Origin of the sequence: Brevibacillus sp. HB2.2 (genome assembly GCF_013284275.1) — a bacterium.
Classification (GTDB): Bacteria; Bacillota; Bacilli; order Brevibacillales; family Brevibacillaceae; genus Brevibacillus; species Brevibacillus brevis_D.
Genome location: NZ_JABSUV010000005.1, coordinates 159,284 through 181,486 on the forward strand (window position 1 = coordinate 159,284; position 22,203 = coordinate 181,486).

The following is a 22,203-nucleotide window of genomic DNA, read 5'->3' on the forward strand; positions in this document are numbered from 1 at the left end:
ATCCCCCTCATTCTATCTTGCTCTACGCCATGACGACTTTTTGAGCTGCCCGAACAAACAATTCCACGCCGCGTACCATTGCATCCTCATCAAAATCAAAGCGAGGATGATGGTGCGGATACGTGAAGCCTTTGTCCGGATTGCCAGCACCCAATTGAATAAAACAGCCAGGAGCTTTTTTCAAATACTCAGAGAAATCTTCACCCGGCATCAAAGGATCAATGTAAATAATCTCTTCTTCTCCCCAACGCTCGCGGATCGTATCCTCCATCAGCTTCGTCACCTGCTTGTCGTTGACAACGGATGTGTAGCCATGTGAGAACGTGAATTCATAACTTGCTCCATGCGCTTCGGTAATTCCTTTGACAATTCTTTCAATCCACATCGGAATATTTTGGCGAATCTGTGCATCGAAGCAGCGTGTGGAGCCCGTCAGCGTCATCGAATCTGGAATGATGTTATAGGCTGTCCCTGCATTCAGCATCGTCACCGAAATAACGACCTTGTCCAACGCACTGACGTTGCGGGATACAATTTGTTGTAGGCCAGTAATAACCTGTGCCCCAATGACGATCGGGTCAACAGATGCCTCCGGTTGCGAGGAGTGTCCACCTTTTCCTTGAATCTTGATATCGAAGCGATCTGTCGATGAAGTAAGTGCCCCATAAAGTACACCAAATTTCCCTACAGGCATGTACGATGCCAAATGAATACCAATGATCGAATCCAGTCCGTCCGCTGCACCAGCTCTTACGATTTCAGCAGCCCCACCCGGCGGCAGCTCCTCGGCATGCTGGAAGAAGAACCGAACCTCACCTTTGATTTGATCCTTGTACTGGGACAAAATTTTTGCGGCTCCCAACAGCATCGCTGTATGACCGTCATGTCCGCACGCGTGCATCACGCCAGCTTTTCCTGATGCATATGGCACATCATTTTCTTCATGGATCGGGAGAGCATCAATGTCAGCGCGAATGCCAAGAACTTTTCCTGGCTGTGATCCGATCAGTCGAGCGACCACGCTCGTTTTGGTTGGCCGCGAAAGCTCCAAATTCCCGAAAGATTCCAACGTTTCATAAATAAATTGAGACGTCTTTTCCTCTTCAAACGACAATTCTGGATGCTGATGGAGATATCGACGCCATGAGATTACCTGCTCAGCTACTTCATCCGCCCATTTCTTCGTTTCCAAACTCACACAATCACTCCTCTTTTTGCCTTATCCCTCAACATTTCCCGAGTCAGTTAAGTTTAGCTAAAAAAAATATCGTTTTGTGAATTCTATCACGGAACGATGAAAATAACAAATGTCCATTCCACAAGGACAAGGCTGTCGAATCCACATTTGTAGCTGTCTATTTATTTGTTATTTTAGAATTTTCCACCGATAATGTCCATGTAAAATATACTATTTGTAACAATAAAAAGATTTATATTACTAGAGTGGGAGCTTTTCTAGAGAAAAGCTCTTGTCCTACTCCACATTTATTGCAAAAACGACAAAGCGATTCGAAAATTGCCCCAGCCAGATTTCTCCATTCCCTACCATCACGCCTTGATCATTAACAAACGTATCGGTTACCTTTTGCTGTAAAAACGCTTCCTTTACCTTCTCAGTCATGATTCGATTGTACTCTTCCAAAAATTGCTGTTCATCTCGGATAAACTGACTTTTTCCGTCTTTGTTCACTCGCAGAGGATACCTGACTTGCTTGGCTACTTCTGTCTTGTCACTATTTTTGACCGCTTCTTGAAGTTTTTCAAAAAAGGCTTCGAATGCGCCTGCATTTGTAATACCCGCGACTTCATACCGATTCGAGGAGTTTCCTTCACGCACATATTTGTCATACCCACTCACCTGCGGAACCAAGCTCGTTGCTTGAGCCATCAGCACGATTCCCATTGTTAGTAGCAGCCATCTCATCCTTTTCATCGCCTACCTCCCATCTTATTGCTATTTCCTTCCTACTGATAGCTTTTCGTCCTCTGCCATTCGTTATGCAAAACCGTCCTTCACGAAAAAAAACCCTATGCCAATACTGACATAAGGGTGACCCTTCACATTCCGTGAGCCAGAGCTTCTTTTCCATTAGGAGTCGCGAAATTTTGCTTCCTGACGTTTTATGTCTTCCTCTGAATTGCCCAACGCAGCTTGCGGGCCCCTGAAATGCTTCCGGTAATAAGCCAAATCCATGATCAGAAGCACCAAAAACATGGCGATCAAGGCATACCCAGCTGTTTGATTCGGCGGAATCACCATCATTATCGAGATGAAGACGATCCAAATCAGGCTCAACACATTAATGGGTTTACTCCAGTTCCCCAGATGCCAAGGACCGTAATGCTTCCGCTGAAAAAGTCCTCGCGATTCCGCCCGGAGCTTGAGGTACAACGGAATCCCGTAAGCGACATATAACCCAACGACACTTACCGCAGTCAAAAATGCCAAGGTCGTATACGACGTGTTCGGATTGATGCTTTTCACGATGTAATCGAACAAGGCAAGCGCAAAGGAAAGAATGATAACCAGCCAAATTGCTTTTGCCGGCGTTCGGTATTTGGTCGAAATTTCTGCCCACTGATGGCTCCACGGCATTCCTTTGTCACGCGAAAACGCATACAACATTCGCGAAAAGGAAGTAATCGATGCCAAGCCACAGAACCACATCGCAAAGGTGACGAGCCACAGCACAACGGAACCAAATGTGCCGCCTAATGCTTCGCTAATCACATAAATAAATGCATTTTCCGCTTCACTCGCAGCCGCTGCGTTTTTGATGGATAAAGTGACAAAAGCAAGCATGATAAATCCAAAAATAAAGGAAAAGGCCACAGATGTATAAATCCCCCAAGCAGCACGAACCCGCGGGTTAATCGTTTCTTCAATCGTATGCGCCGATGCATCATAGCCAGTAAATGTCCACTGCGCCTGTAACAACCCAATCAAAAAAGCAATCGCGTACGGTTTGTCTGAAAAGGTTTGACCGACTTGGAAGAGGTAATCAAGCGGTTGCAGATCATGACGGGAGAAAAAAACGAGGCTTCCGACGAGTATGACGACGACGCCTATATGGTACCAAGCAGAGAAATCATTTAACCGGGCAACAAGTCGAATTCCAATGTGGTTAAACGCACCGTGCAAAAGGAGTGTAATCCCGAACAGGATTAACGTAGTCGTTTCCGTTGAGGTATAGCCAAACGCACTCGCGAGCAGCGGGTCCGCAAACAAAGAGAACGAATAGTCAATACCTGCGACAATCCCGATTTGGCCGATGAGATTGATCCACGCTGTGTACCAGCCCCACCGTTTGCTGCCTAAAATAGCTGCCCAATGATACAATGCTCCGGCTGTAGGGATCGCAGATGCGAGCTCAGACATCGATGCTGCTATCAGGATGACGAATAAGGCGACCAAGGTCCATCCGAAGCCCATCATGCCAGAACCGCCATACAGTAATCCGTGCCCATACAAGGATACTGCACCTGTCAAAATAGAGATAATCGAAAATGAGATCGCAAAGTTCGAAAAGCCACCCATATCCCTCAGTAATTCCTGCGCATAACCAAACTTGTTCAGGTCTCTCCTGTCCTCGAGCAATTGCTGTTCTTTTTCCTGCTGCATTTCGTTATCCCTCCCTCTCTGCTTGGGAACCGATAAAACTCTCATGCGTGCTTTCATCAAAGTGCCGGACGCTTTCGTTTGCCCGATACCCAATGGCAATCGCAACTCCAATGGTCAACAGCAATAAGGTGACACCTAGAGCTAGCATTCTCTCCCTCCTTTCGTCCTAGATGCAATTCCTTGACAAGTTAGCAGGAATAGTACATTTTACGTGCCAATTTGACAGCTATACCACCTCATTCGGCTGGCAGAAGCAAAACAAAAGAGCAACTCATGAGAGCTGCTCCTCTTGTTTAACTAACGCCTTTTTGGGCTTGCAAATAATATGCTACGTCTTCACTCGGTAACGGTCTGCTAAATAAATAGCCTTGCACTTCTTCACACAGATGCTCCTGCAAAAACGCAAGCTCCTCCTTTGTCTCGACCCCTTCTGCGATCACATGCAGTTGCAAATGATGCGCCATGGAGATAATCGTGGACACAATGGCCTGATTGGAAGGCTGTTCGATCATGTCGCGCACAAACGAGCGATCTATTTTCAAACGATTCAACGGGAATTCTTTCAGATAGTAGAGAGAACTGTAGCCCGTTCCAAAATCGTCAATCGCAACGTGCACGCCTAATTGCTTCAGTTCCTTAAGTGCCTGTGTGGCACGGTGGACGTCAATCATGCTGCTTTCTGTGATTTCCAACTCCAAGTATTCCGGTGCTAACCTAGTCTGGTGCAGAATCTCAGCGATCATCTGGGTAAAATCTTGTTTGAGGAATTGTCGTGCAGATAGATTGACGGCTACCCGAAGCGGCATGAGTCCCTGATCTTGCCATTGCTTGTTCTGCTTGCAGGCCGTCCGCAGCACCCATTCTCCAATCGGTACGATCAACCCGGTTTCTTCTGCTACCGAGATGAACTGGTCTGGCAAAAGTAAGCCTCGTTCAGGATGATCCCACCGAATCAGTGCTTCTACACCAACGATTGCGCCTGATTTGGCACTTACCTGTGGCTGGTAATGCAATAAAAATTCTTGCCTGGCCAAGGCACGATTCAATTCATTTTGAATATTCATTTTGTCATTCACTGCTTGCTCCAGATTCGGTACGTACAGGTGGAAGCTGTTCTTCCCTTTGTCTTTGGCTGCATACATCGCCGCATCTGCGTTCCGCATCAAGACACTTCTGTCTTGCCCATTCTCTGGATAGCGAGAAATCCCGATACTCGTCGTTATGTACAGCTCGTGCCCATGGATAAAAAATGCCTGTTCAATCGTCTCGTTGATTTCATTCGCCATGGAAGATACTTCTCTTTCCGTGACATCTGTCAGAATCACCATGAATTCGTCTCCGCCGAGCCTGTACACCGTTCCTTTTTTTCCTACACATTCCCGCAAACGCAAGGAGGCTTCCTGAAGTAACAGGTCACCAAAATCATGCCCCAAGGAATCGTTTACCAGTTTGAAATGGTCGAGATCCAGAAACAGCACGTAAACTTGCTGATCTGTTTTTTGTGCCTCCATGATCACCTGATCCAGTTGCTGTTCGACAAAACGGCGATTCGGCAAACCCGTCAACGAATCGTGAAAAGCGAGATAATTGATTTTTGCCTCGTATTCCTTCTTATTGGTAATGTCTCTCACAATCATAAAGACACCCGTCATCTGCTGATCGACAAATACGGGGGTATGAGTCATGTTCAGATGAAGCTGACAGCCCTCGCGCGTCGTCAAGGTAATATCGCAGTTGCGCGCGTCACCTTGCACGGCATTTGCAAAGTGGGTCGATATGAGCTCGGCATCTGTAGTAGTACACATCGTCATTAGTTTTTTGAGAGGCAAGCTCTGCTCCTTTGTCAATCGCATCGCCGCAGGATTCATGACACTTTGCGTCCCATCGATCGAGTAAAAGATTACTCCGTCGTAATTGTGCTCAAATAGCGATTTATAGCGCTGGTCACTTTCTAGAACGCGCAAGGTCTTCCCTGCGAATTGCTTGTCCACGTATACAGAAGCCAAGGTCACGACTAGAATCAACACGCTGACAATGCCAATCATGGTAGCGATCAGCCCCGAATCATCATACGGGATCACTGCGATTGTCATGTGCTCGTGAGCGACGAATGTGGTGGCGTACATTCCAGTGTAATGCATGCTGGTAATGCTTGCCCCCATCAACAGCCCTGCAAAAATTTTACGCCAGAGACCTTCTACTGGGTCCACCGAACGCAATTGAAACGTAAGAATCAACGCAACCTTCGAAAACAAGATCGCCACGAAAATGGATACAGTAAACCATAGCCAATCGTACAGAATAACGGCGTTCATCATCATCGCTGCCATCCCTGTATAATGCATTCCTGCGATACCAGTTCCAATGACAACTGATCCTGTTACCACCCTCGTCTTGGACATGGACTGCTCGCTCACGATCCATAATGTAAGCGCTGATGATAACACGGCCAAAACAATCGAGAAAAATACAATCAAGTGATCATACTCGACAGTAATCGGCAGATGCAAAGCAAGCATGGCAACAAAATGCATAGCCCAAATACCAAGCCCCATGGAGACGGCTCCAGCACATAACCAAAACACACGTCCCCTGCCTTTTGCATAATGGAGACGTGCGCCTAGATCTAATGCTGTGTATGACGCCATTGCTGAAATAAAATAGGAGAGAAAAACCAGAGTCATACTATAGGATTGGTCAAGACTATTCATTGCATTCTCCTTCAAAAACCTTTACCGAAGTCTACTCACGAGGAACGTCTGCATTTTTACGGAAAGGTTGTAGCCGTGCCTGTGACATTCTCCCATCTTATCCGTTTTATAATTCCCTGGCAAGAAGTCGACGACGTTCCCGTTTTGGAGATACTACAAAGGAATGCTGCTGCAAAGGAGGGAGATTTCCTTGATCCGTATGGGCTATGCCTGCATCAGTGTAAAGACGAAAAACAATCCAAACAAAAAAACGACGGTTGCCCAAGTAAATAAATTAGATCCCCCAGCTCGATTAAAAAAGCTGCGGCAAGTTATGCAGGCAAACTTTTTCAATTTAATGGATTTACTTGCTTATAATGTAGAAAATCAGATCTTTTTGTATCGGCTTCCTTCTGAATTTGTTCCACTGGCTACTCATCCGGTAGCAGCTGAATGGGATTGGGCAAAGGAATTCGCATGGGACTTCCAAAAGGCTGGGAATTATATCCGCAATCATGGCATTCGTTTGACAGCTCATCCCGGACATTACAGCATATTGAACAGTGACAAGCCTTCTGTGCTGGAAGCGACCATTGCCGATTTTTCCTACCATGCAAAAGTGTTTGATTTACTGGGAATTGACGATAACTCCGTCTTGGTGACACATGTGGGAGGGGTATACGAAGATAAAGCCTCTTCTCTTGCTCGTTTTGCATCCAACTTCGAGCAGCTTCCTGAAAACGTCAAACGTCGTTTAGTCGTGGAAAACGATGACACTTCTTTTACCATGCGCGAGGTTCTGGAGCTGTGCGAACGGATCGGTGTGCCGATGGTGCTCGATATTCACCACCACAACTGCCATTCTGATGGCGAGGATTGGACGGAATACCTTCCACGAATTATTCAAACCTGGGGAGAACGCACACCGAAGATGCACATGTCCTCGCCTAAGTCAGCAAATGACTTTCGCGCTCATGCTGACGATATTGATCCAGAGGCGTTCCTTACATTTGTCAGTGCGCTAGCGGATTACAATGTGGACATCATCTTGGAATGTAAAAACAAAGATGATGCCCTCCTTACTTTAAGACGCGAGTTAAAGAAAAAAGGAGTCGCTGTTGAAGCATTTACGAATTGAGTATGGAAAAGGACGCCGCTTAATTAGCTGGCGTCCTTCCTCATACGCTTCAAAATGAACATCCGCAGTCACACCCACGTCCTCGTCTATGATCCCGTCTATGTCGATAATGGTATCCGGAGGAGGAGCTACTGCCACCCGAGGATGAAGATGATGAACCTCGCCCAAATGAACTGCTACCGTCATTCCATAATTGGCAACGGTCATGATAATGATGCATTCTTCGTTCATGATGCTTGTAATGTTTGCGGTATTCCATGTATTTGCGGCGATTTTCACGATGCTCCTCGCATTTGTGGCGGAAATAATCCATCCGATCCATATGGAACTGGAATTTGAACAGGTACAACTCCAGCTCCCTTCCTATGTTTTCATTCGGTCGAGCATTTGGCCTTACATTTGGTCTGATATTTGGTCTGATATTTGGTCTGATATTTGGTCTGATATTCGGTCTTAGATTTGGCATCATATTTGGACTTTCATTCGGCCGCACATTCGGTCTGACATTTGGTCGTACATTCGGTCTTACATTCGGGCCGACATTTGGTCTCATGTTTGGACTTTCGTTTGGCCTTACGTTCGGTCTGACATTTGGTCTCATGTTTGGACTCTCATTCGGTCGCACATTGGGTCTGACATTTGGCCTCATGTTTGGGCTCTCATTTGGCCTTACATTTGGTGAAGCGTTAGGCATCGGATTTGCCGGAATCCGGTTCGGTGGCATGGGCATTGGATTCGGTTTGAGATTTGGTGGCATTGGATTGGACGGTTTATTAGGTGGCATCGGATTCGCTGGTATCCGATTTGGCGGCATCACGTTTGGTACGTTTGGGTTAGCCAGATTGGGAGCAGGCATGATCGGTTTTTGCGGCATTGGGCGCGCAGGAATAGAATGATTCGGATTGATTGGACTTTCCGACTTGGGCTTTTCAGGAGAAGGCTTGATAGGTGACGGCATCGATGGAGAGGGCAATGGCATCGCTGAAGAAGGCGGTTTCGGCATTTCTTTAGGACGCCTTGGGAGTGCGGTAGGCATAGGCGGCATCTTACGTCGCTTTTCCACGGAATTCTACACGTCCTTTCGGATGAACTAACACAGTACATGGTATGACATTTATCCAACTCAAGAGACGACTCTCGCCCAGTTTAAAAAATTGGACTAAGCCCGTTTTTTACTCTCTAGGGAAGCCGCCGTGACAAGATCATCTTGACTGCACGTAGGCATTTGATACAATGATAGCAATAGCTAAAATAATCAGACAGTTGCACATGAACGAAAGTGAGGAAGAACGTATGCCGCGACGAATGCAGGCTTACACGTTTTTATCCAATCACATACATGCTCTCGAGCGAGGGGTTAGGAGATAGTATCCTAACCCCTCGCTCTTTTCGTTCTCTGCTCTGCTAAAGGAGGAAATTACAGATGAATCAGCAAGTAAACGTTGTAAAAGTAGATGGGGATCAATTGCGTATCGAAGATGTTGTTTCCATTGCAAGAAGCGCCACCCACATCCAATTAACTGAAGAAGCATTGCATCGTGTTCGTGCTTCACGTTCCATGGTGGAGAGAATGGTATCACAGCAGGAAGTCGTATACGGAATCACTACTGGCTTCGGAAAATTTTCCGATGTCATGATCCACGATGAGGACGTAAGCAAGCTGCAAGAAAATTTAATTATGAGTCATGCCTGCGGGATGGGCGACCCTTATGCCGTTGAAGTTGTCCGTGCGATGATGGCATTGCGCATCAATGCGTTGGCAAAGGGGTATTCGGGAATTCGGGAAGAAACATTGCTTCAGCTAGTAGAACTATGCAATCGCGGGGTTCATCCGATTATTCCTCAACAAGGTTCCCTTGGTGCAAGCGGCGACCTGGCACCTCTTGCTCATATGGTACTGGTCATGCTCGGCAAAGGTGAAGCGCTCGTCAATGGCAAGCGGCTATCCGGTAAAGATGCACTGAGCGAAGTGGGCCTCTCCCCTATTCGACTGGAGGCAAAAGAAGGTCTGGCTCTGATTAACGGTACACAGGCAATGACCGCACAGCTTTGCCTCGCCTTGTATGATTCGCGAGTTCTACTTGAAAGCGCGGAATTGATTGCTGCGATGACGATTGAAGCGCTGCGTGGAATTCCAAAAGCCTTCGATCCCCAGCTCCATCTCGTCCGCCCGCATCCAGGACAGCAGGAATCAGCAAAGCGTTTGCTCCAGCACTTATCCGGCAGCAAACGAACCACTGGACAGGGTGAGCTACGCGTCCAAGATCCATACAGCCTTCGTTGCCTCCCGCAAGTGCACGGTGCAACTCGTGATACGCTTGAGTATGTATGGACTACGGTTACACGCGAATGCAATAGCGTTACCGATAACCCTATTCTTTTCACAGAAACAGGCGATGTCATCTCCGGCGGGAATTTCCACGGTCAGCCAATGGCATTCGCAGCTGATTTTCTTGCCATTGCGATGGCTGAGCTAGCAAATATATCCGAAAGACGCACAGAACGTCTCGTCAATCCACAGCTAAGTGGCCTTCCCGGATTCTTAACTGAAAATGGCGGACTCCATTCTGGATTTATGATTACGCAATATGTTGCCGCTTCCATTGTTTCTGAAAACAAAGTGCTCTGCCATCCGGCATCAGTCGATTCGATCCCGTCATCTGCTAATCAGGAGGACCATGTCAGCATGGGTACGACTTCTGCTCGCAAGCTTCGCACGATCGTATCAAACGTCACCAAGGTGCTTGCTATCGAATATTTGGCAGCAGCTCAAGCTATCGATTTTGGTTCGGGAGATCTCGGAACAGGTACAGCAAGAGCCTATGAGCAGTTGCGCCGGGTGATTCCCCGCCTGCATGAAGACCGCGAAATGCACCCTGATCTCGTCAAGGCAGAAGAGTTGATCCACCAAGGGACACTCGCGTTTGTAAAGGAATAATCGTTCATGTATAGGAACCATTGTTTTTCTCTGTTATGATGGAGCTAAGGATAAGCATTTCGACCAAACCACTTGAAGTATGGAGGGCTGTCTCATGAATGCAGGCAGAGAACTCGACCATCCTGCGTACCTGTTACTGTTTGATGGGGTTTGTCACCTGTGCCACGGTGCTGTGCAGTTTATTTTGAAGCGTGATCCGCATGGACACATTCATTTTGCTTCCTTGCAGTCACGTAGAGCCCAGGAAATTTTGTCTCATTACAACTATCAGGAAAAAGACATGTCATCCGTGGTCTTTATAGCCAACGGACAGCTATATACAAAATCGGATGCGATCTTGCACGTTGGTCGCAAGCTTCAAGGTGGATGGCCTCTGCTGTCAACTGTAGCTCGGCTCATCCCAAGGCCTGTCCGCAATCCGATTTATGATTGGGCCGCGAGAAATCGCTATCGGTGGATGGGTAAAGCAGAGCAATGCATGCTTCCTACCCCGCAGATCAGATCCCGCTTTTTGGATTAAAAGAAAAAGGAGAAGTCGCTGTCTCTCGCGGCTCCTCCTTTTTTTATTCGCTGTGCCTTACTCATTCGTTCTTGAATGACAATCCCTTTTCCTTCAATGCAGTCCGAAGTTTCGGCATAGATGCTGGTCCCATCCCATGAAATTTCAGGATCTCTTTTTCACTGTAGCTTGCGAGCTGTTCCAAGGACGTGATCCCATTGTGTTCCAATGCTCTTCTCGCTGGTGCCGAAAGCAAAGAAAGAAATCCAGTGTCCGGTTGGCGTTCTTGCTCACAGATTGGACAAGTCGGACAATCCGTGCTTTTCCTGTATGAATGACCATTCGCGCAAGTTCTAACCGTTTTTTTGGAAGTTGTCATGGCACGTATCCTTTTTATTTCGACATCGCTTGTGGATGCTCATCGCTCACATAGTCAGCCGCTTTGGCATTTGCCTCTACCTGCGCTGGGCTCTTGCTACCTGGGATCACGGTCGTGACAGCTGGATGCTTGAGGCACCACGCCAGTGCCCACTGCGCCATATCCATTCCTTCTGGAACTTCATTTTTCTTGATTTCTTCTACTTGGAGCAGCAGCTTGTTGACATGCTCCTGATCGTGTCGATGCCGCACATCGTTTCCAGCGAATACAGAACCCGGCTTATACTTTCCGCTCAAATAACCACTCGCCAACGGAACGCGAGCCAATACACCCAGGTCTTGCTGCTGGCAAGAAGCAAATACACCTTCTTCCGGCTTTTGATCCAGACGATTGTAAACTACCTGGATGGCTTTTGCATTTACCGAAGTAGCAGCAGATGTTTGATGCATGTTATCATTTTTCGCAATCGAGAGGCCGAGATGGCGGATCGTTCCTGCCTGCACCTGCTTGTCGAGGTAGGTCCACAAGTCATCATTGTCAAACGCTTCGTCAGGTCCCGAGTGGAATTGGTACAAGTCAATATAGTCGGTCTGTAAAGCTTGTAGCGATTTTTCCAATTGCTGCTGAACTTCAGCCGCTCCATAATGATTAGTTCGAGAAAATTTGTCGTGAAAATGATGCCCGAATTTCGTCGCCACAATCCAGTCTTCCCGGCGGTTTTTTTTCAAATATCCCCCGATAAGCTGTTCGGACAGATGATCTCCGTAGCATTCCGCTGTATCAATCAAGTTGATGCCGAGATCTTTTGCTTTGTCGAGAATCTGGTCAACAGCTTCTTGGGAGAAATCCAGTCCCCACTCCCCGCCAAATTGCCAGGTACCTACACCGATTACGGATACGTTCAGATCCGTTTTTCCTAATCTGCGGTACTTCATTGCCCGATTCCTCCTCCTCATAAATAAACGAGAATTCCCTGAACGAATGTTCGCTCAGGGTGAAGACTAAAAAAAATTATATGCTTTTCTCGATGTTCAATTGGCTCACAAAATCTTGCAGATTCCCTTTTCGTTCTTTGCGCATTTTCTTCCGCTCGTCCGCAGTGGCCATCAATCGCTCTTCTTCCTCTGTTTCAGGGACAATAGCTGGCACCTCAGTCGGATTCCCTTCCTCATCTAAGGCAACAAAGGTAAGAAAAGATGTCGCGGTCAAAATACGCTTGCCGGTCTGGAGATTTTCCGAGACGACTTTTACGAAAATCTCCATGGACGTTTTGCCCGTTGACGAAACAAATGCTTCGAGGCAAATGGAATGTCCCATTTTGACGGGAGCAAGAAAATCAATCGAGTCAATCGATGCTGTCACAACAGGGCGACGCGAATGTCGCATCGCAGCGATTGCAGCTACCTCATCTATATAAGCCATCATCGTACCACCAAAAATAGTACCATGGTAATTCGTATCAGATGGCTGAACCAGTGATGCCTGAATTGTACGAGATTCTTGAGTTGTCTTGACGTTCATCGCTGTTGCTCCTTTATCAATCTACTTGATGCATACATCATCATATCACAAGGCATTCAACGTTCCAATTGATAGCTGCTCCCAAGTATGCCTTCTATTCTCTCTGCCTCTTCTTGCAAAATATAACGTAACAAAGGCAGATTCCACTCATAGGCTGGCCGATAGCCGTCTAGTGCAAACAGCTTGTCATCTATATGCGTAGCTAGCTTTCGGCGGGCCGGACTGGCACAGTAAAACTGCTCCAAATAATCTGTACCCCACCTGGAAAAGGATGACGTTTCGTTAGTAACCGCCGTTAGCAGGATCCCTTCCCCTGTATCAATCAAGTCGATTGGATACAGTTGACAGCTATATGGCTTGAGAGGCTCAACTTCACGACCAGCCTGTTCCGCATAAGCATGGATCGCACAGCCGTAACGCCCATTGTTTTCTTGATAAAAAAGACAATTGCCATGTCGCATACGAATGGTTCCTCGAGGCTCATTGCGATCCCAAACCCCATGAAGAAGCCAATGATTGCGTTCAGCCTCATCCTTTAGTCCAGCAGAGATAGATGGGATTTCCCCCTCCATAATGGGAATCTGCCATTCTTCTACAGCGTAAGGTTGTCCACCTTCACAGCAGGTCTCACGATGAACGGTCCTGCAATTCCAACAGTCCAAATGAAACAGAGCATGAAGGGCTGATACATCAACCAAATATTGTCCCGCTCTCACCAAGGAATGCTTGTGTTTCTTTATATATTTTTCGCAGTGGTACGCCTCTTTATCAGACATGGGATCAGGCGTGCCTACATAACGAAAAGCTCGTTTCGTTTTCATTTTTGCAAAACAATCTCCGCTTCTGTTCCAAAAATTCGCAAATGACCTTCCTCATAGCTAGCCAAATCTACTTCATCACCCGGAATCTCCATCAGGATTTCCATTTCATCGCCCTCTTCTGTCGTAAACACGAGCAGGAGATCTTTTTCTTCAAATTCATTGTCAGTCAGCTTGGTTTCTAGAAGCTGAGCTTGAAACTGGGATACCTCTTCCTCTTCTTCCCTATCGGTATCCCATTGGGTAAAAGTCACGGAAGCCTTTTGATTCTTATACTCCGCCAACACTTGAATCAATTGCTCATGTTGTTGAATGTCCATCTTGTAATCCCTCCGAAATGGTTCATACTGCCCATCATAACAAAGTAGCTCTTAAAAAGCCAAAAAGAAACACCGCTTCGCTGTGGGAAGCGGCTATTTCTCTTTTGCCTGTCAGCTTACTTTGCTAATCGTCTGGGCTAATGCAAAATCTTTGCCGGTTAAACCTTTTGCCTCGCGGGTGGCTAATGTAAACGTGACTGTGCCACCTGCCAGATGAATTTCCACATGCTGATTGTCATGCTCAAGCATCTCTGCCACACGGTTGACGAAACTGATTGCAGTGGAAAAGTCACGACAGTGGTACGTGCGTGATAGCGCCATTCGGTCTTCTACCAGCTTCCAGCCAGGTACCTTGCTCAGATACAATTTGACCTGTTCCAAAGACAGCTTGCTCATTGTAGCAATGCCCCCTTTTACCCGATAAATGGTTGTTACACCATCATATTCACGAGACGTACAGGTTATCCGCACCCTATTGCTTCACGGCATAAAAAATCATCCGAGGTGATTCATGCGCTACATATTCTTCAAACAGATAGTTTCCAAATACTTGGATTTTTTCGAATCCCGCTTCTGTTAGCATCGCAATCATTTGCTCGGCAGAAAACAAGCGAACCTGCTCCATATACTCACGCGGTTCATTCGATGACTCGTCGGAAATCAGTATCCGCTTTTTCACAAATCCATCCTGGACCCAGCGTTCTTCTTTAATCAACATCCCACTGACTTCCTTGGTAGAGTGCGGCACGAGGTTATCGATGACGTACGCTGCATTTAAGAAGTCGATGACCACTTCACCTTTTGTTTTGAGTGCTTGTGCCATGTTGCGAATAACGTTAGCATTTTCTTCATCTGTGGAGAAATACCCAAAGCTGGTAAACAAATTCACCACGATATCAAATTCTTCGTGAAACGGAATGTCGCGCATATCACAGCGGGCAAAACTTAGCTGTGGATAGGTGTTTTGTTCCTCAGCCAACTGTAAAAGAACAGGCGACAAATCCACACCAACTACTTCATACCCCCGGCGAGCCAGCGCACGCGAATGACGCCCGCTCCCGCAGCAAAGATCAAGTACGCGTCCTGTGTCCTTTACCGGCAATCTTTCCAACAGATTAGCGATCTCTCCATCTGCGGCCGAATCGTCCCTATGACGATACACAAGCACATAATCTTCGCGAAAGCTGCGTTCAAACCATTCTTCAGCCATGTCTGAGCCCCTTTAATTCCAAGATGTTCTTATTATACCACAGCGGGGTTTATCCGTAGCCGATTTGCGTGTGGCAAAGTGTAGGAAACTCTTTGTTGAAAAAAGGGAAATCACTTTACATACATACTGTATGTATGTTAAATTAACCTCATCCAATCGTGAGGGAGAGACCCAGAATGAAAGTGAACAGCTTTTATCCTGTCATCTTGACAGAACAAGTTGAGACTAGCTCGAAGTTTTATCGAGAGCACTTTGGATTTGATATTGTTTTCGAAGCAGACTGGTATGTGAGCATGCAGAATCAGAGCAGCACTCCAGCTTTTGAGCTCGCCATCTTAAATCCTTCTCATGACACAATTCCACAAGGATTCCGAAAGCCTGTAGAGGGTGGTCTTATCCTTAATTTCGAAGTCGATGATGTTGACGCTGAATACGAGAGGCTTATTGTGAAAGCAGGTCTTCCTCTCCATCTCGACATTCGAGATGAGGATTTTGGTCAGCGGCATTTTATTACATCCGATCCGAATGGCATTTTACTTGATATCATAAAGGTAATCCCGCCTTCCGAAGCATTTGCTGACCGTTATGTTGACCCTGTCTAATCTGGCATGAAATAAGTAAGGAGATCGTATCCCATGAAGATGTCCAAAGCCGAGCAAAAACAGCAGACGATGCAAAAGCTGATCGAAGTGGCAAGAGAGATGTTCTCCAAAAAAGGCTACGCGGATGCGGCCATGGAAGACATCGTGAAACAAGCCGGGGTGACCCGTGGCGCACTGTACCATAACTTTGGGAGCAAAGAAGGATTATTTGAGGCAGTACTGGCTTCTGTCCAACAAGAAATCGGAGAGCGCGTAGAAGCGGAAGCTGCGAAAAGTGAGGAGCCTTGGCAACAATTGATCTTGGGTTGCTTGGCCTTTGTCTCCTCGGCCGTCGAACAACGGAACAAGCGGATTTTGCTTATCGATGGCCCAGCTGTCATCGGGTGGGAAAAGTGGCGCCGAATGGACGAGGAAAACTCCATGCGGCATCTCAGAGAGCAGCTTCAAACGATACAGGAGCAAGGGTACCTACGTCCCGTTTCCATCGATGCTCTGACGCATTTGCTGTCTGGTGCGATGAACGAAGCCGTGCTCTGGATTTCGGAGACTCCCGATCATGAGAAGTCCCTTGAGGAAATTTCAGCAGCGATGACCCTTCTCTTGGAAGGATATCGCTGCAAATAAAAGCAAAGCACCCCTGCTTCCGCCTCTTACTGGCAAAATGCAGGGGTGCTCTGTTATGGTATAGGATCTTTATGATGAAAAGCGGGTAGCTCGTCCAAGCCGAATTTTTTCAGCAGCCCGCGCAATAATGCTCTCTACCGAAGATGGGTCATCCACAACGTCGTATTCGTTAATATTGACCCGCAAAATCGGACAGGAAGTAAAGGAAGCAATCCAGCTATCATAGCGGCCAAACAAATCTTGCCAGTAATCCACCGGCGTTTGTTGCTCCATCGGACGCCCGCGCTCTTTTACGCGACCAATAATATCATCGAAGCTTCCCTCTAAGTAGATCAAAATATCTGGATGCGGGAAGTAAGGCGTCATGACCATCGCTTCAAAAAGCTCTGTATAAGTGCGGTAATCTTCTTCTGTCATGTTGCCTTGCTCGTACAACATACGGGCAAAAATCCCGGTATCCTCATAGATGGAGCGATCTTGGACAAAACCGCCGCCATAATCAAACATCCGTTTTTGTTCCTTGAAGCGTTCAGCCAAAAAGAAAATTTGCAAATGGAAACCCCAACGCGATAAATCATTATAGTAACGGCCCAAATACGGGTTATTGTCAACCTTCTCTACAGATACACGAAATCCGAGCTGATCTGCCAAGGCATGTGTAAAGGTGGATTTTCCTACCCCTACTGTCCCGCCGATCGTAATCACTGCGTTGTTTGGTATCCCGTATTTTTCACGAAGCGTGCTGTTTTGAAACCTCGACATGTACGCAACTCCTTATCCCCATGCTTACTTTTCCCTTGTTCCCTATCCTTCTTGTCCCATCAGCTCTTGAATCCGTGGTGCAATTCGATCCAGTACATACTTCAAATCTTCTGGTCTATGTACGAAATCCAAATCGTCACAATCGAATTTGATGACAGGCGTATCCGGATGATGCTTTTCAAACGCGTCCATAAACTCGTTGTAATCCGCAATCAGGTTCTCCATATAGGTGACATCCATGCTGCGCTCCATTTCGCGATCGCGCATCGCAATCCGCTTCATCACGGTTTCAATTGAAGCTGTCATGTAGATCACTAAATGGGCCTGAGGCAAATCCTCTGTTAGGATATCATAAATTTTAAGGTACTTTGGTAGGTTATTTCCTTGTAACGTCCGTTTGGCAAAAATCGTATTTTTGAAAATATTGTAATCAGAAACAACGGAGATACCTTGATTCAGGAACTGTGAATGTATATCCTGCAACTGCTTGTAACGATTGCAGAGGAAAAACATCTCGAGTTGAAAGCTCCATTCGGCAATATTTTCATAAAATTTACCCAGGAATGGGTTTTCGTACACGATCTCTTCCAGTAGCTGCAAGTTGCAGGCACGGCTTAGTTCCCGCGATAAAGAGGTTTTCCCAATACCAATAGGTCCCTCAACGGTAATCAATATGGACTTCATGTATGCTTCGATCCTTTTCAAGAAAATGAGAGCACTCCATATTCTAGCACGTATGTAAGCGTTTGTCGAAAACATTCGCATTGTGTCGTTTGGTATCATTTGGTACACCTCTTTCTAAAAGAAAAACTGCTCTTCATCAAGAGCAGTCTGGTTCTTACGTAAAATATTCAACGCGAGCCTGTGGAAACAGTCGGGCAATTTCACTTTCCAAATGGGCCTGCAAAGCCTTTGCTTGGATGTCGGGATAGACGTACTTCCCTTTCCCGTATTTCCCCCATTTGTACTTGCGCTCTTCTTCCTTCATCTCAAGCTTCGTTTTCGGATAGCGCTGGAGGATCAAGCTTTTAGCAATCTTGGTAAAACGATGTTGGATCAGCTCGAACGTCAAATCCTCCATCGCTTCGGGAACCAACTGCGAACGCAGTCTTTCCAGTAAATCGGTATACCCTGCTTCCCATCCCTCAAACCAATACAAAGGCGCTAAAATAAAGCCGAGCGGATAACCGGCCTTGGCTACCTTCCCTGCAGCCTCTAGTCGCTGATGAAAGCTGGAGGTACCTGGCTCAAAATTTTTGATGACATAGTCGGCATTCATGCTGAAGCGAAACCGGGTATGCTTGTTGTGCTTGGCATCCAGCAAGGAATCCACGTGGTGAAACTTGGTCACGAAGCGCAACCGCCCAAACTCCTGCTGGCCCATAAACTCAATCGCTCGTTTCAAATTGCCCGTTAGATGCTCAATGCTAACCGGATCGGATGTACAGGCAGCCTCAAAACGAGTGATCTCACCCGGGCGTTCCTGGATATACTTCTCAGCCTGTGCCAGAATTTCATCTGTATTGACGTACACTCGAACATACGGCTTTGTCCCGATATTGGTGTTCAAATAGCAATAATGACAGTGGGCAGCACATCCCGTAGCCAGTGGAATGGCATATTCGGCGGAAGGCTTGGAAGTCTCGAACTTCAATGTTTTGCGTACACCAATGACCAACGTCCGCTTCGCATTGCGATATTTCTCCACTTCTGTATCCCCAGGGATGCCACGAACCTGATTATGGCTGGTCGTCATCTGCATCGGAATTCCTTCTGCTTGAAAACGTTGATACAGCTCTTTTCCAAGTGGATAATTCAATGCATGTGGTTCCACGAAAATATAATCCGGAACAAACAGCTTGCTGCCTTTTTGTTCCGTCTTTTCAGGTCGTTCCAAAAGGGTCGTTCCCATGCCTTCATCCCTCCCTCACCTAGTATGCCCGCACCATTCGACTGGACGTAAGGAGAAGTATGGCTGTGCCCCGTTATTTCAGTGTGTTTTTAAAATCGCGTAGCAGCACCTTTGCTTGCTCCTGTTGAGCTAGCGGTACTTGTAGTGTATAGACATGTCCTGCTTTTTTGGTCTGTTTGGACAAAAGCCTGACTCGAATTCCTTTCATTTCTAAATAACGCCGACATTCCTGAGCAATCCGTGGGAGGCCATACGATTCATGAATCGTAACCCATTTGATCCACATACACCTGCACCCCATCCTTACACACTTCTTTCTTTTACAGTAAGCAGTGGACGGGGGATTGGTTCAAACAAAAGAAAGTTGCTGACATTTTAGGAAAACCGTTTTTGCCCCTGCACCGTCTAATGGTAGAGGAGGGGGAAAAAGTGAATCTGGAACAGCTCGTTTCGCGCGCAAAAAATGGGGATGATGATGCCTTTTTTCAACTCGTCAGCCTTCATAAAGATCAACTGTATAAAATCGCCTACGCCTTTCTTCGTAACGAGACAGATGCATTAGAGGCCATCCAGGAAGCGACGTGCCGTTCCTATCTCAAGCTTGCACGATTGAAACAGACTGCGTATTTTCGTACATGGCTGACCCGCATCCTTATTCATATTTGTCTGGATGAGCAAAAGCATCGAAAACGGATTATCTTGAGTCCGATGGAAGATGACGTCGAAAGTCGTGCAAGTCTCCCGATGGACGACCAAAATGTCGAGCGTATTCAAATCGAAGAGGCTCTCGCTCGTCTCCGTCCAAATTATCGCCACATCATTATTTTGAAATATTTTGAAGATCGGACGATACGCGATATTGCAGAGGTACTCGGTCATCCGGAAGGCACCATCAAAACATGGCTGCACAAGGCTCTAGGTGCACTTCGCAAAGATCTCGGGAAAGGCTGGTGAGCATTATGAGTGAAAATGATAAAACCAATGCGAGTCCATTCATGGTTCCCGCTGAGATTGATCAATACATTCGCAGAGGAATGGAACAAGCAAAAGAGTTGCGTCAAAATCGGAGCCGCAATCGGTGGATACGCGTGGGGTCTAGTCTGGTTGCCTGTTTGTTTATTTTCGTGTTTATTTTTTCCGTTCGACTTTCACCTGCTGTTGCCGCTTATGTCAGCTCGATTCCTGGGATGGAGAAAATCGTTGAGTTTCTTCGGGATGACAAAGGCTTACAAAAAGCAGCAGAACACAATCTTGTCCAAAATATTGGTGCCAGTGGTTCAGTAGAAGATGTTACGTTTACCATCGATCAAGTTTTGGCCGATGAAAAACGGATGGTCCTCTTCTATACACTAAAGCATTCTTTCACCGATAAAAATGTAGGCTTGCACAAGATCGAGTTGTTAGACCAAACAGGGGAAGAATGGAAACACGGTATGGCTTGGTCAAGCATGGAGAGCGAAGAGCCTGTGATTCAGAATCGTATTGATATTGTCATCGAAGAAGCCACTGAGATACCCGATGCAATGACTGCAAAAGTCACGCTAAAAATCGATAATCTCGAGCAAAAGACTCCTCTCTTGATCGACTTTGCTGTAGATAAAAACAAATTCAAGACCTTTGAGAAAAAAGTGTATCCGGTGATGAAGGATGTCAAAGTTGACGGTCAACACTTCACGATTGAACAAATTGCAGTCTTTCCTACTCAGACTGAAGTGAGCATTCGCTTTGATCCAGCTAACCAAAAGCACGTATTTGATTTTGATAAGCTGAGGCTCGAAGATGAAAAAGGAGAAACATTCGCTTTTTGGGGAAATGGCGTTCCTGTTCGGGACAACGGTGAGAATCGAAGAGTATACCATCTGGAAAGTATTTATTTTGTAGAGCCCAAAAACCTTATTCTCAAAGCCGATGGTATTCGTGCCATAGACAAAGATAAATTGCAAATTGTAATCGATGCGAAGGCAGGCACATTAACAAACGTGCCAAATGATCGCTTAAAATTAACGGCACTACGTCAAGTTGATGATGTGGTGGGTATGGACTTTTCTTTGAAGGTTCCACCCCAAGATAAAGACTCTCATATCTCCTTAGGGTATGACCTGACTGACGACGTGGGAAATAAATATGATTATGTGCAAGGAAGCACCCACTCGACAGATGATGACTCCATTCAATACTATTCCATGCTATTCAAGCGAAAAACAAACAAAGGTACGCCTACTTCTTATTCCTTTCCTCTGTCCAGCTATCCTGAACGACTTCAAGGGACTTTTTCTATTGAAGTCAAATAAAAAATGCCCCTTCAGCGATTGTTTGTACGGCATCGCTGTGGGGCATTCATTTTTTGATTCGTCAAATCAATCTACAACCGCCCAGTGATTGGTCGGCCCATGCCCGCCACCCAATTGCGGAGCAGTCTTAATAGCTTCGAAGATAAAGCGATTTGCTTTTTCAACCGCAGTGATGAGAGGTGTATTTTTGGCTAACTCTGCTGTAAGAGCCGCTGAGAACGTACAACCTGTGCCGTGCGTATGGCGTGTATGAATACGCTCGTGGGATATTTCATGGAATGCTGTACCATCGAATAAAATATCAACGACAACGTCCCCTTGCATATGTCCACCCTTCATCAGGACATTGCGAGCGCCTAACGCATGTATCGCTTTTGCCGCTTCGCGCATCTCGTCTGTCGTCTCGATTCTCATGCCAGTCAAGCATTCTGCTTCCGGCAAGTTCGGTGTAACGACTTCCGCCAGCGGTAGCAACTCTGTTTTCAATGCAACGATCGCCTCATCCAGCAGTAGTTTTGACCCTCCCTTGGCGATCATCACCGGGTCTACCACCAACTTTTTCAGGCCAAATGCCTTGAGCTCTTCCGCAACAGCACGAATGATATCAGCATTGAACAGCATGCCCGTTTTCGCCGCGTCAGCGCCAAGATCACGCAGCACCTCATGCATTTGCTGGGCAACTGCCTCTGTCGGCAATGGATACACACCTGCTACGCCCAATGTATTTTGTGCAGTGATTGCTGTGATCGCACTCATTCCGTACACACCGTGTTGATGAAAGGTTTTCAGATCTGCCTGAATCCCAGCTCCCCCACCGCTATCTGAACCCGCTATCGTCAATGCTTTCGCAATCGTGCTCATGATATTCCCTCCTGCT

The 22,203-nt window shown here is 46.6% G+C and carries 27 protein-coding genes; 9 read left to right on the forward strand and 18 right to left on the reverse strand.

All coding sequences use genetic code 11. The features are described from left to right. Positions 1-22: 22 nt before the first annotated feature. The 5 genes from HP401_RS05590 to HP401_RS05610 all read right to left on the reverse strand — a co-directional run bounded on the left by HP401_RS05590 (position 23) and on the right by HP401_RS05610 (position 6,333). A complete protein-coding gene (locus HP401_RS05590) occupies positions 23-1,198 on the reverse strand; it encodes an amidohydrolase (protein ID WP_173604367.1) in 1,176 nt (391 codons plus the stop codon). A gap of 276 nt (positions 1,199-1,474) precedes the next feature. Continuing rightward, a complete protein-coding gene (locus tag HP401_RS05595) occupies positions 1,475-1,933 on the reverse strand; it encodes a hypothetical protein (RefSeq protein ID WP_173604368.1) in 459 nt (152 codons plus the stop codon). 156 nt (positions 1,934-2,089) lie between these two features. Continuing rightward, on the reverse strand, positions 2,090-3,622 hold the full coding sequence (locus tag HP401_RS05600; RefSeq protein ID WP_173604369.1) for an amino acid permease: 1,533 nt from the start codon (positions 3,620-3,622) through the stop codon (positions 2,090-2,092). 4 nt (positions 3,623-3,626) lie between these two features. Beyond that, a complete protein-coding gene (locus HP401_RS05605) occupies positions 3,627-3,770 on the reverse strand; it encodes a hypothetical protein (protein ID WP_173604370.1) in 144 nt (47 codons plus the stop codon). Between the two features lie 145 nt (positions 3,771-3,915). Next, positions 3,916-6,333, reverse strand: a complete 2,418-nt coding sequence (locus tag HP401_RS05610) for an EAL domain-containing protein (RefSeq protein WP_173604371.1) — start codon at positions 6,331-6,333, stop codon at positions 3,916-3,918. Positions 6,334-6,523: 190 nt separating this feature from the next. Between HP401_RS05610 and uvsE the strand changes: the two genes are divergently transcribed. Further along, entirely contained in the window at positions 6,524-7,450 is a 927-nt protein-coding gene (uvsE, locus tag HP401_RS05615) for a UV DNA damage repair endonuclease UvsE (protein ID WP_173604372.1), read from the forward strand. On the opposite strand, the gene HP401_RS05620 is transcribed toward uvsE, so the two are convergent. Further along, positions 7,409-7,729, reverse strand: a complete 321-nt coding sequence (locus tag HP401_RS05620; protein ID WP_173604373.1) for a hypothetical protein — start codon at positions 7,727-7,729, stop codon at positions 7,409-7,411. The genes uvsE and HP401_RS05620 overlap by 42 nt on opposite strands. 56 nt (positions 7,730-7,785) lie before the next feature. Between HP401_RS05620 and HP401_RS05625 the strand changes: the two genes are divergently transcribed. The 4 genes from HP401_RS05625 (at position 7,786) to HP401_RS05640 (ending at position 10,908) form a co-directional block, all read left to right on the forward strand. Next, complete coding sequence (locus HP401_RS05625; RefSeq protein WP_254457009.1) at positions 7,786-8,346, forward strand: hypothetical protein; 561 nt, start codon at positions 7,786-7,788, stop codon at positions 8,344-8,346. 6 nt (positions 8,347-8,352) lie between these two features. Continuing rightward, entirely contained in the window at positions 8,353-8,544 is a 192-nt protein-coding gene (locus HP401_RS05630) for a hypothetical protein (protein WP_041749367.1), read from the forward strand. Positions 8,545-8,873: 329 nt separating this feature from the next. After that, a complete protein-coding gene (gene hutH, locus HP401_RS05635) occupies positions 8,874-10,388 on the forward strand; it encodes a histidine ammonia-lyase (protein ID WP_173604374.1) in 1,515 nt (504 codons plus the stop codon). Between the two features lie 79 nt (positions 10,389-10,467). Next, positions 10,468-10,908 (forward strand): thiol-disulfide oxidoreductase DCC family protein, encoded by a 441-nt coding sequence (locus HP401_RS05640; RefSeq protein ID WP_173604375.1) that lies wholly within the window; start codon positions 10,468-10,470, stop codon positions 10,906-10,908. Positions 10,909-10,969: 61 nt separating this feature from the next. Here the strand turns inward: HP401_RS05640 and HP401_RS05645 are convergent, their stop codons facing one another. The 7 genes from HP401_RS05645 to HP401_RS05675 all read right to left on the reverse strand — a co-directional run bounded on the left by HP401_RS05645 (position 10,970) and on the right by HP401_RS05675 (position 15,135). Then, a complete protein-coding gene (locus HP401_RS05645) occupies positions 10,970-11,266 on the reverse strand; it encodes an RNA polymerase alpha subunit C-terminal domain-containing protein (RefSeq protein WP_064199752.1) in 297 nt (98 codons plus the stop codon). A gap of 14 nt (positions 11,267-11,280) precedes the next feature. After that, positions 11,281-12,201, reverse strand: a complete 921-nt coding sequence (locus HP401_RS05650; protein WP_173604376.1) for an aldo/keto reductase — start codon at positions 12,199-12,201, stop codon at positions 11,281-11,283. Positions 12,202-12,277: 76 nt separating this feature from the next. Continuing rightward, positions 12,278-12,787: an acyl-CoA thioesterase gene (locus HP401_RS05655; RefSeq protein ID WP_012685841.1), complete on the reverse strand. Its 510-nt coding sequence runs from the start codon at positions 12,785-12,787 to the stop codon at positions 12,278-12,280. 56 nt (positions 12,788-12,843) lie between these two features. Further along, complete coding sequence (locus HP401_RS05660) at positions 12,844-13,608, reverse strand: DUF3109 family protein (protein ID WP_173604377.1); 765 nt, start codon at positions 13,606-13,608, stop codon at positions 12,844-12,846. After that, positions 13,605-13,925 carry a hypothetical protein gene (locus HP401_RS05665; protein ID WP_173604378.1) on the reverse strand — a complete coding sequence of 107 codons (321 nt, stop codon included), beginning with the start codon at positions 13,923-13,925 and terminating at the stop codon, positions 13,605-13,607. The genes HP401_RS05660 and HP401_RS05665 overlap by 4 nt, the downstream gene beginning before the upstream one ends. Before the next feature lie 111 nt (positions 13,926-14,036). Then, the gene (locus HP401_RS05670) at positions 14,037-14,321 is read right to left on the reverse strand and encodes a 4a-hydroxytetrahydrobiopterin dehydratase (RefSeq protein WP_007724250.1); all 285 of its coding nucleotides are present in this window, start codon (positions 14,319-14,321) and stop codon (positions 14,037-14,039) included. Between the two features lie 76 nt (positions 14,322-14,397). Next, positions 14,398-15,135, reverse strand: a complete 738-nt coding sequence (locus HP401_RS05675) for a class I SAM-dependent methyltransferase (RefSeq protein ID WP_064199748.1) — start codon at positions 15,133-15,135, stop codon at positions 14,398-14,400. A gap of 176 nt (positions 15,136-15,311) precedes the next feature. Here HP401_RS05675 and HP401_RS05680 point away from each other — a divergent pair, with 176 nt between their 5' ends. Beyond that, positions 15,312-15,737 carry a VOC family protein gene (locus HP401_RS05680; RefSeq protein ID WP_173604379.1) on the forward strand — a complete coding sequence of 142 codons (426 nt, stop codon included), beginning with the start codon at positions 15,312-15,314 and terminating at the stop codon, positions 15,735-15,737. Between the two features lie 33 nt (positions 15,738-15,770). Continuing rightward, positions 15,771-16,361, forward strand: a complete 591-nt coding sequence (locus tag HP401_RS05685) for a TetR/AcrR family transcriptional regulator (protein WP_173604380.1) — start codon at positions 15,771-15,773, stop codon at positions 16,359-16,361. Between the two features lie 69 nt (positions 16,362-16,430). Here the strand turns inward: HP401_RS05685 and HP401_RS05690 are convergent, their stop codons facing one another. The 4 genes from HP401_RS05690 to HP401_RS05705 form a co-directional block, all read right to left on the reverse strand. Beyond that, the gene (locus HP401_RS05690; protein WP_048032347.1) at positions 16,431-17,123 is read right to left on the reverse strand and encodes a deoxynucleoside kinase; all 693 of its coding nucleotides are present in this window, start codon (positions 17,121-17,123) and stop codon (positions 16,431-16,433) included. 42 nt (positions 17,124-17,165) lie between these two features. Next, positions 17,166-17,807, reverse strand: a complete 642-nt coding sequence (locus HP401_RS05695; RefSeq protein ID WP_173604381.1) for a deoxynucleoside kinase — start codon at positions 17,805-17,807, stop codon at positions 17,166-17,168. 154 nt (positions 17,808-17,961) lie between these two features. Beyond that, entirely contained in the window at positions 17,962-19,035 is a 1,074-nt protein-coding gene (splB, locus tag HP401_RS05700) for a spore photoproduct lyase (RefSeq protein ID WP_012685833.1), read from the reverse strand. Positions 19,036-19,108: 73 nt separating this feature from the next. Continuing rightward, entirely contained in the window at positions 19,109-19,336 is a 228-nt protein-coding gene (locus HP401_RS05705) for a hypothetical protein (protein ID WP_012685832.1), read from the reverse strand. A 107-nt stretch (positions 19,337-19,443) separates the two neighbouring features. On the opposite strand from HP401_RS05705, the gene HP401_RS05710 reads away from it, so the two are divergent. Together HP401_RS05710 and HP401_RS05715 are read left to right on the forward strand one after the other, a co-directional pair. Then, on the forward strand, positions 19,444-19,989 hold the full coding sequence (locus tag HP401_RS05710; protein ID WP_173604403.1) for a sigma-70 family RNA polymerase sigma factor: 546 nt from the start codon (positions 19,444-19,446) through the stop codon (positions 19,987-19,989). A 5-nt stretch (positions 19,990-19,994) separates the two neighbouring features. Beyond that, a complete protein-coding gene (locus HP401_RS05715) occupies positions 19,995-21,326 on the forward strand; it encodes a DUF4179 domain-containing protein (RefSeq protein WP_173604382.1) in 1,332 nt (443 codons plus the stop codon). A 66-nt stretch (positions 21,327-21,392) separates the two neighbouring features. Here HP401_RS05715 and thiD read toward each other — a convergent pair whose 3' ends face one another. Beyond that, on the reverse strand, positions 21,393-22,187 hold the full coding sequence (gene thiD / locus HP401_RS05720) for a bifunctional hydroxymethylpyrimidine kinase/phosphomethylpyrimidine kinase (protein ID WP_064199742.1): 795 nt from the start codon (positions 22,185-22,187) through the stop codon (positions 21,393-21,395). Between the last annotated feature and the right edge of the window lie 16 nt (positions 22,188-22,203).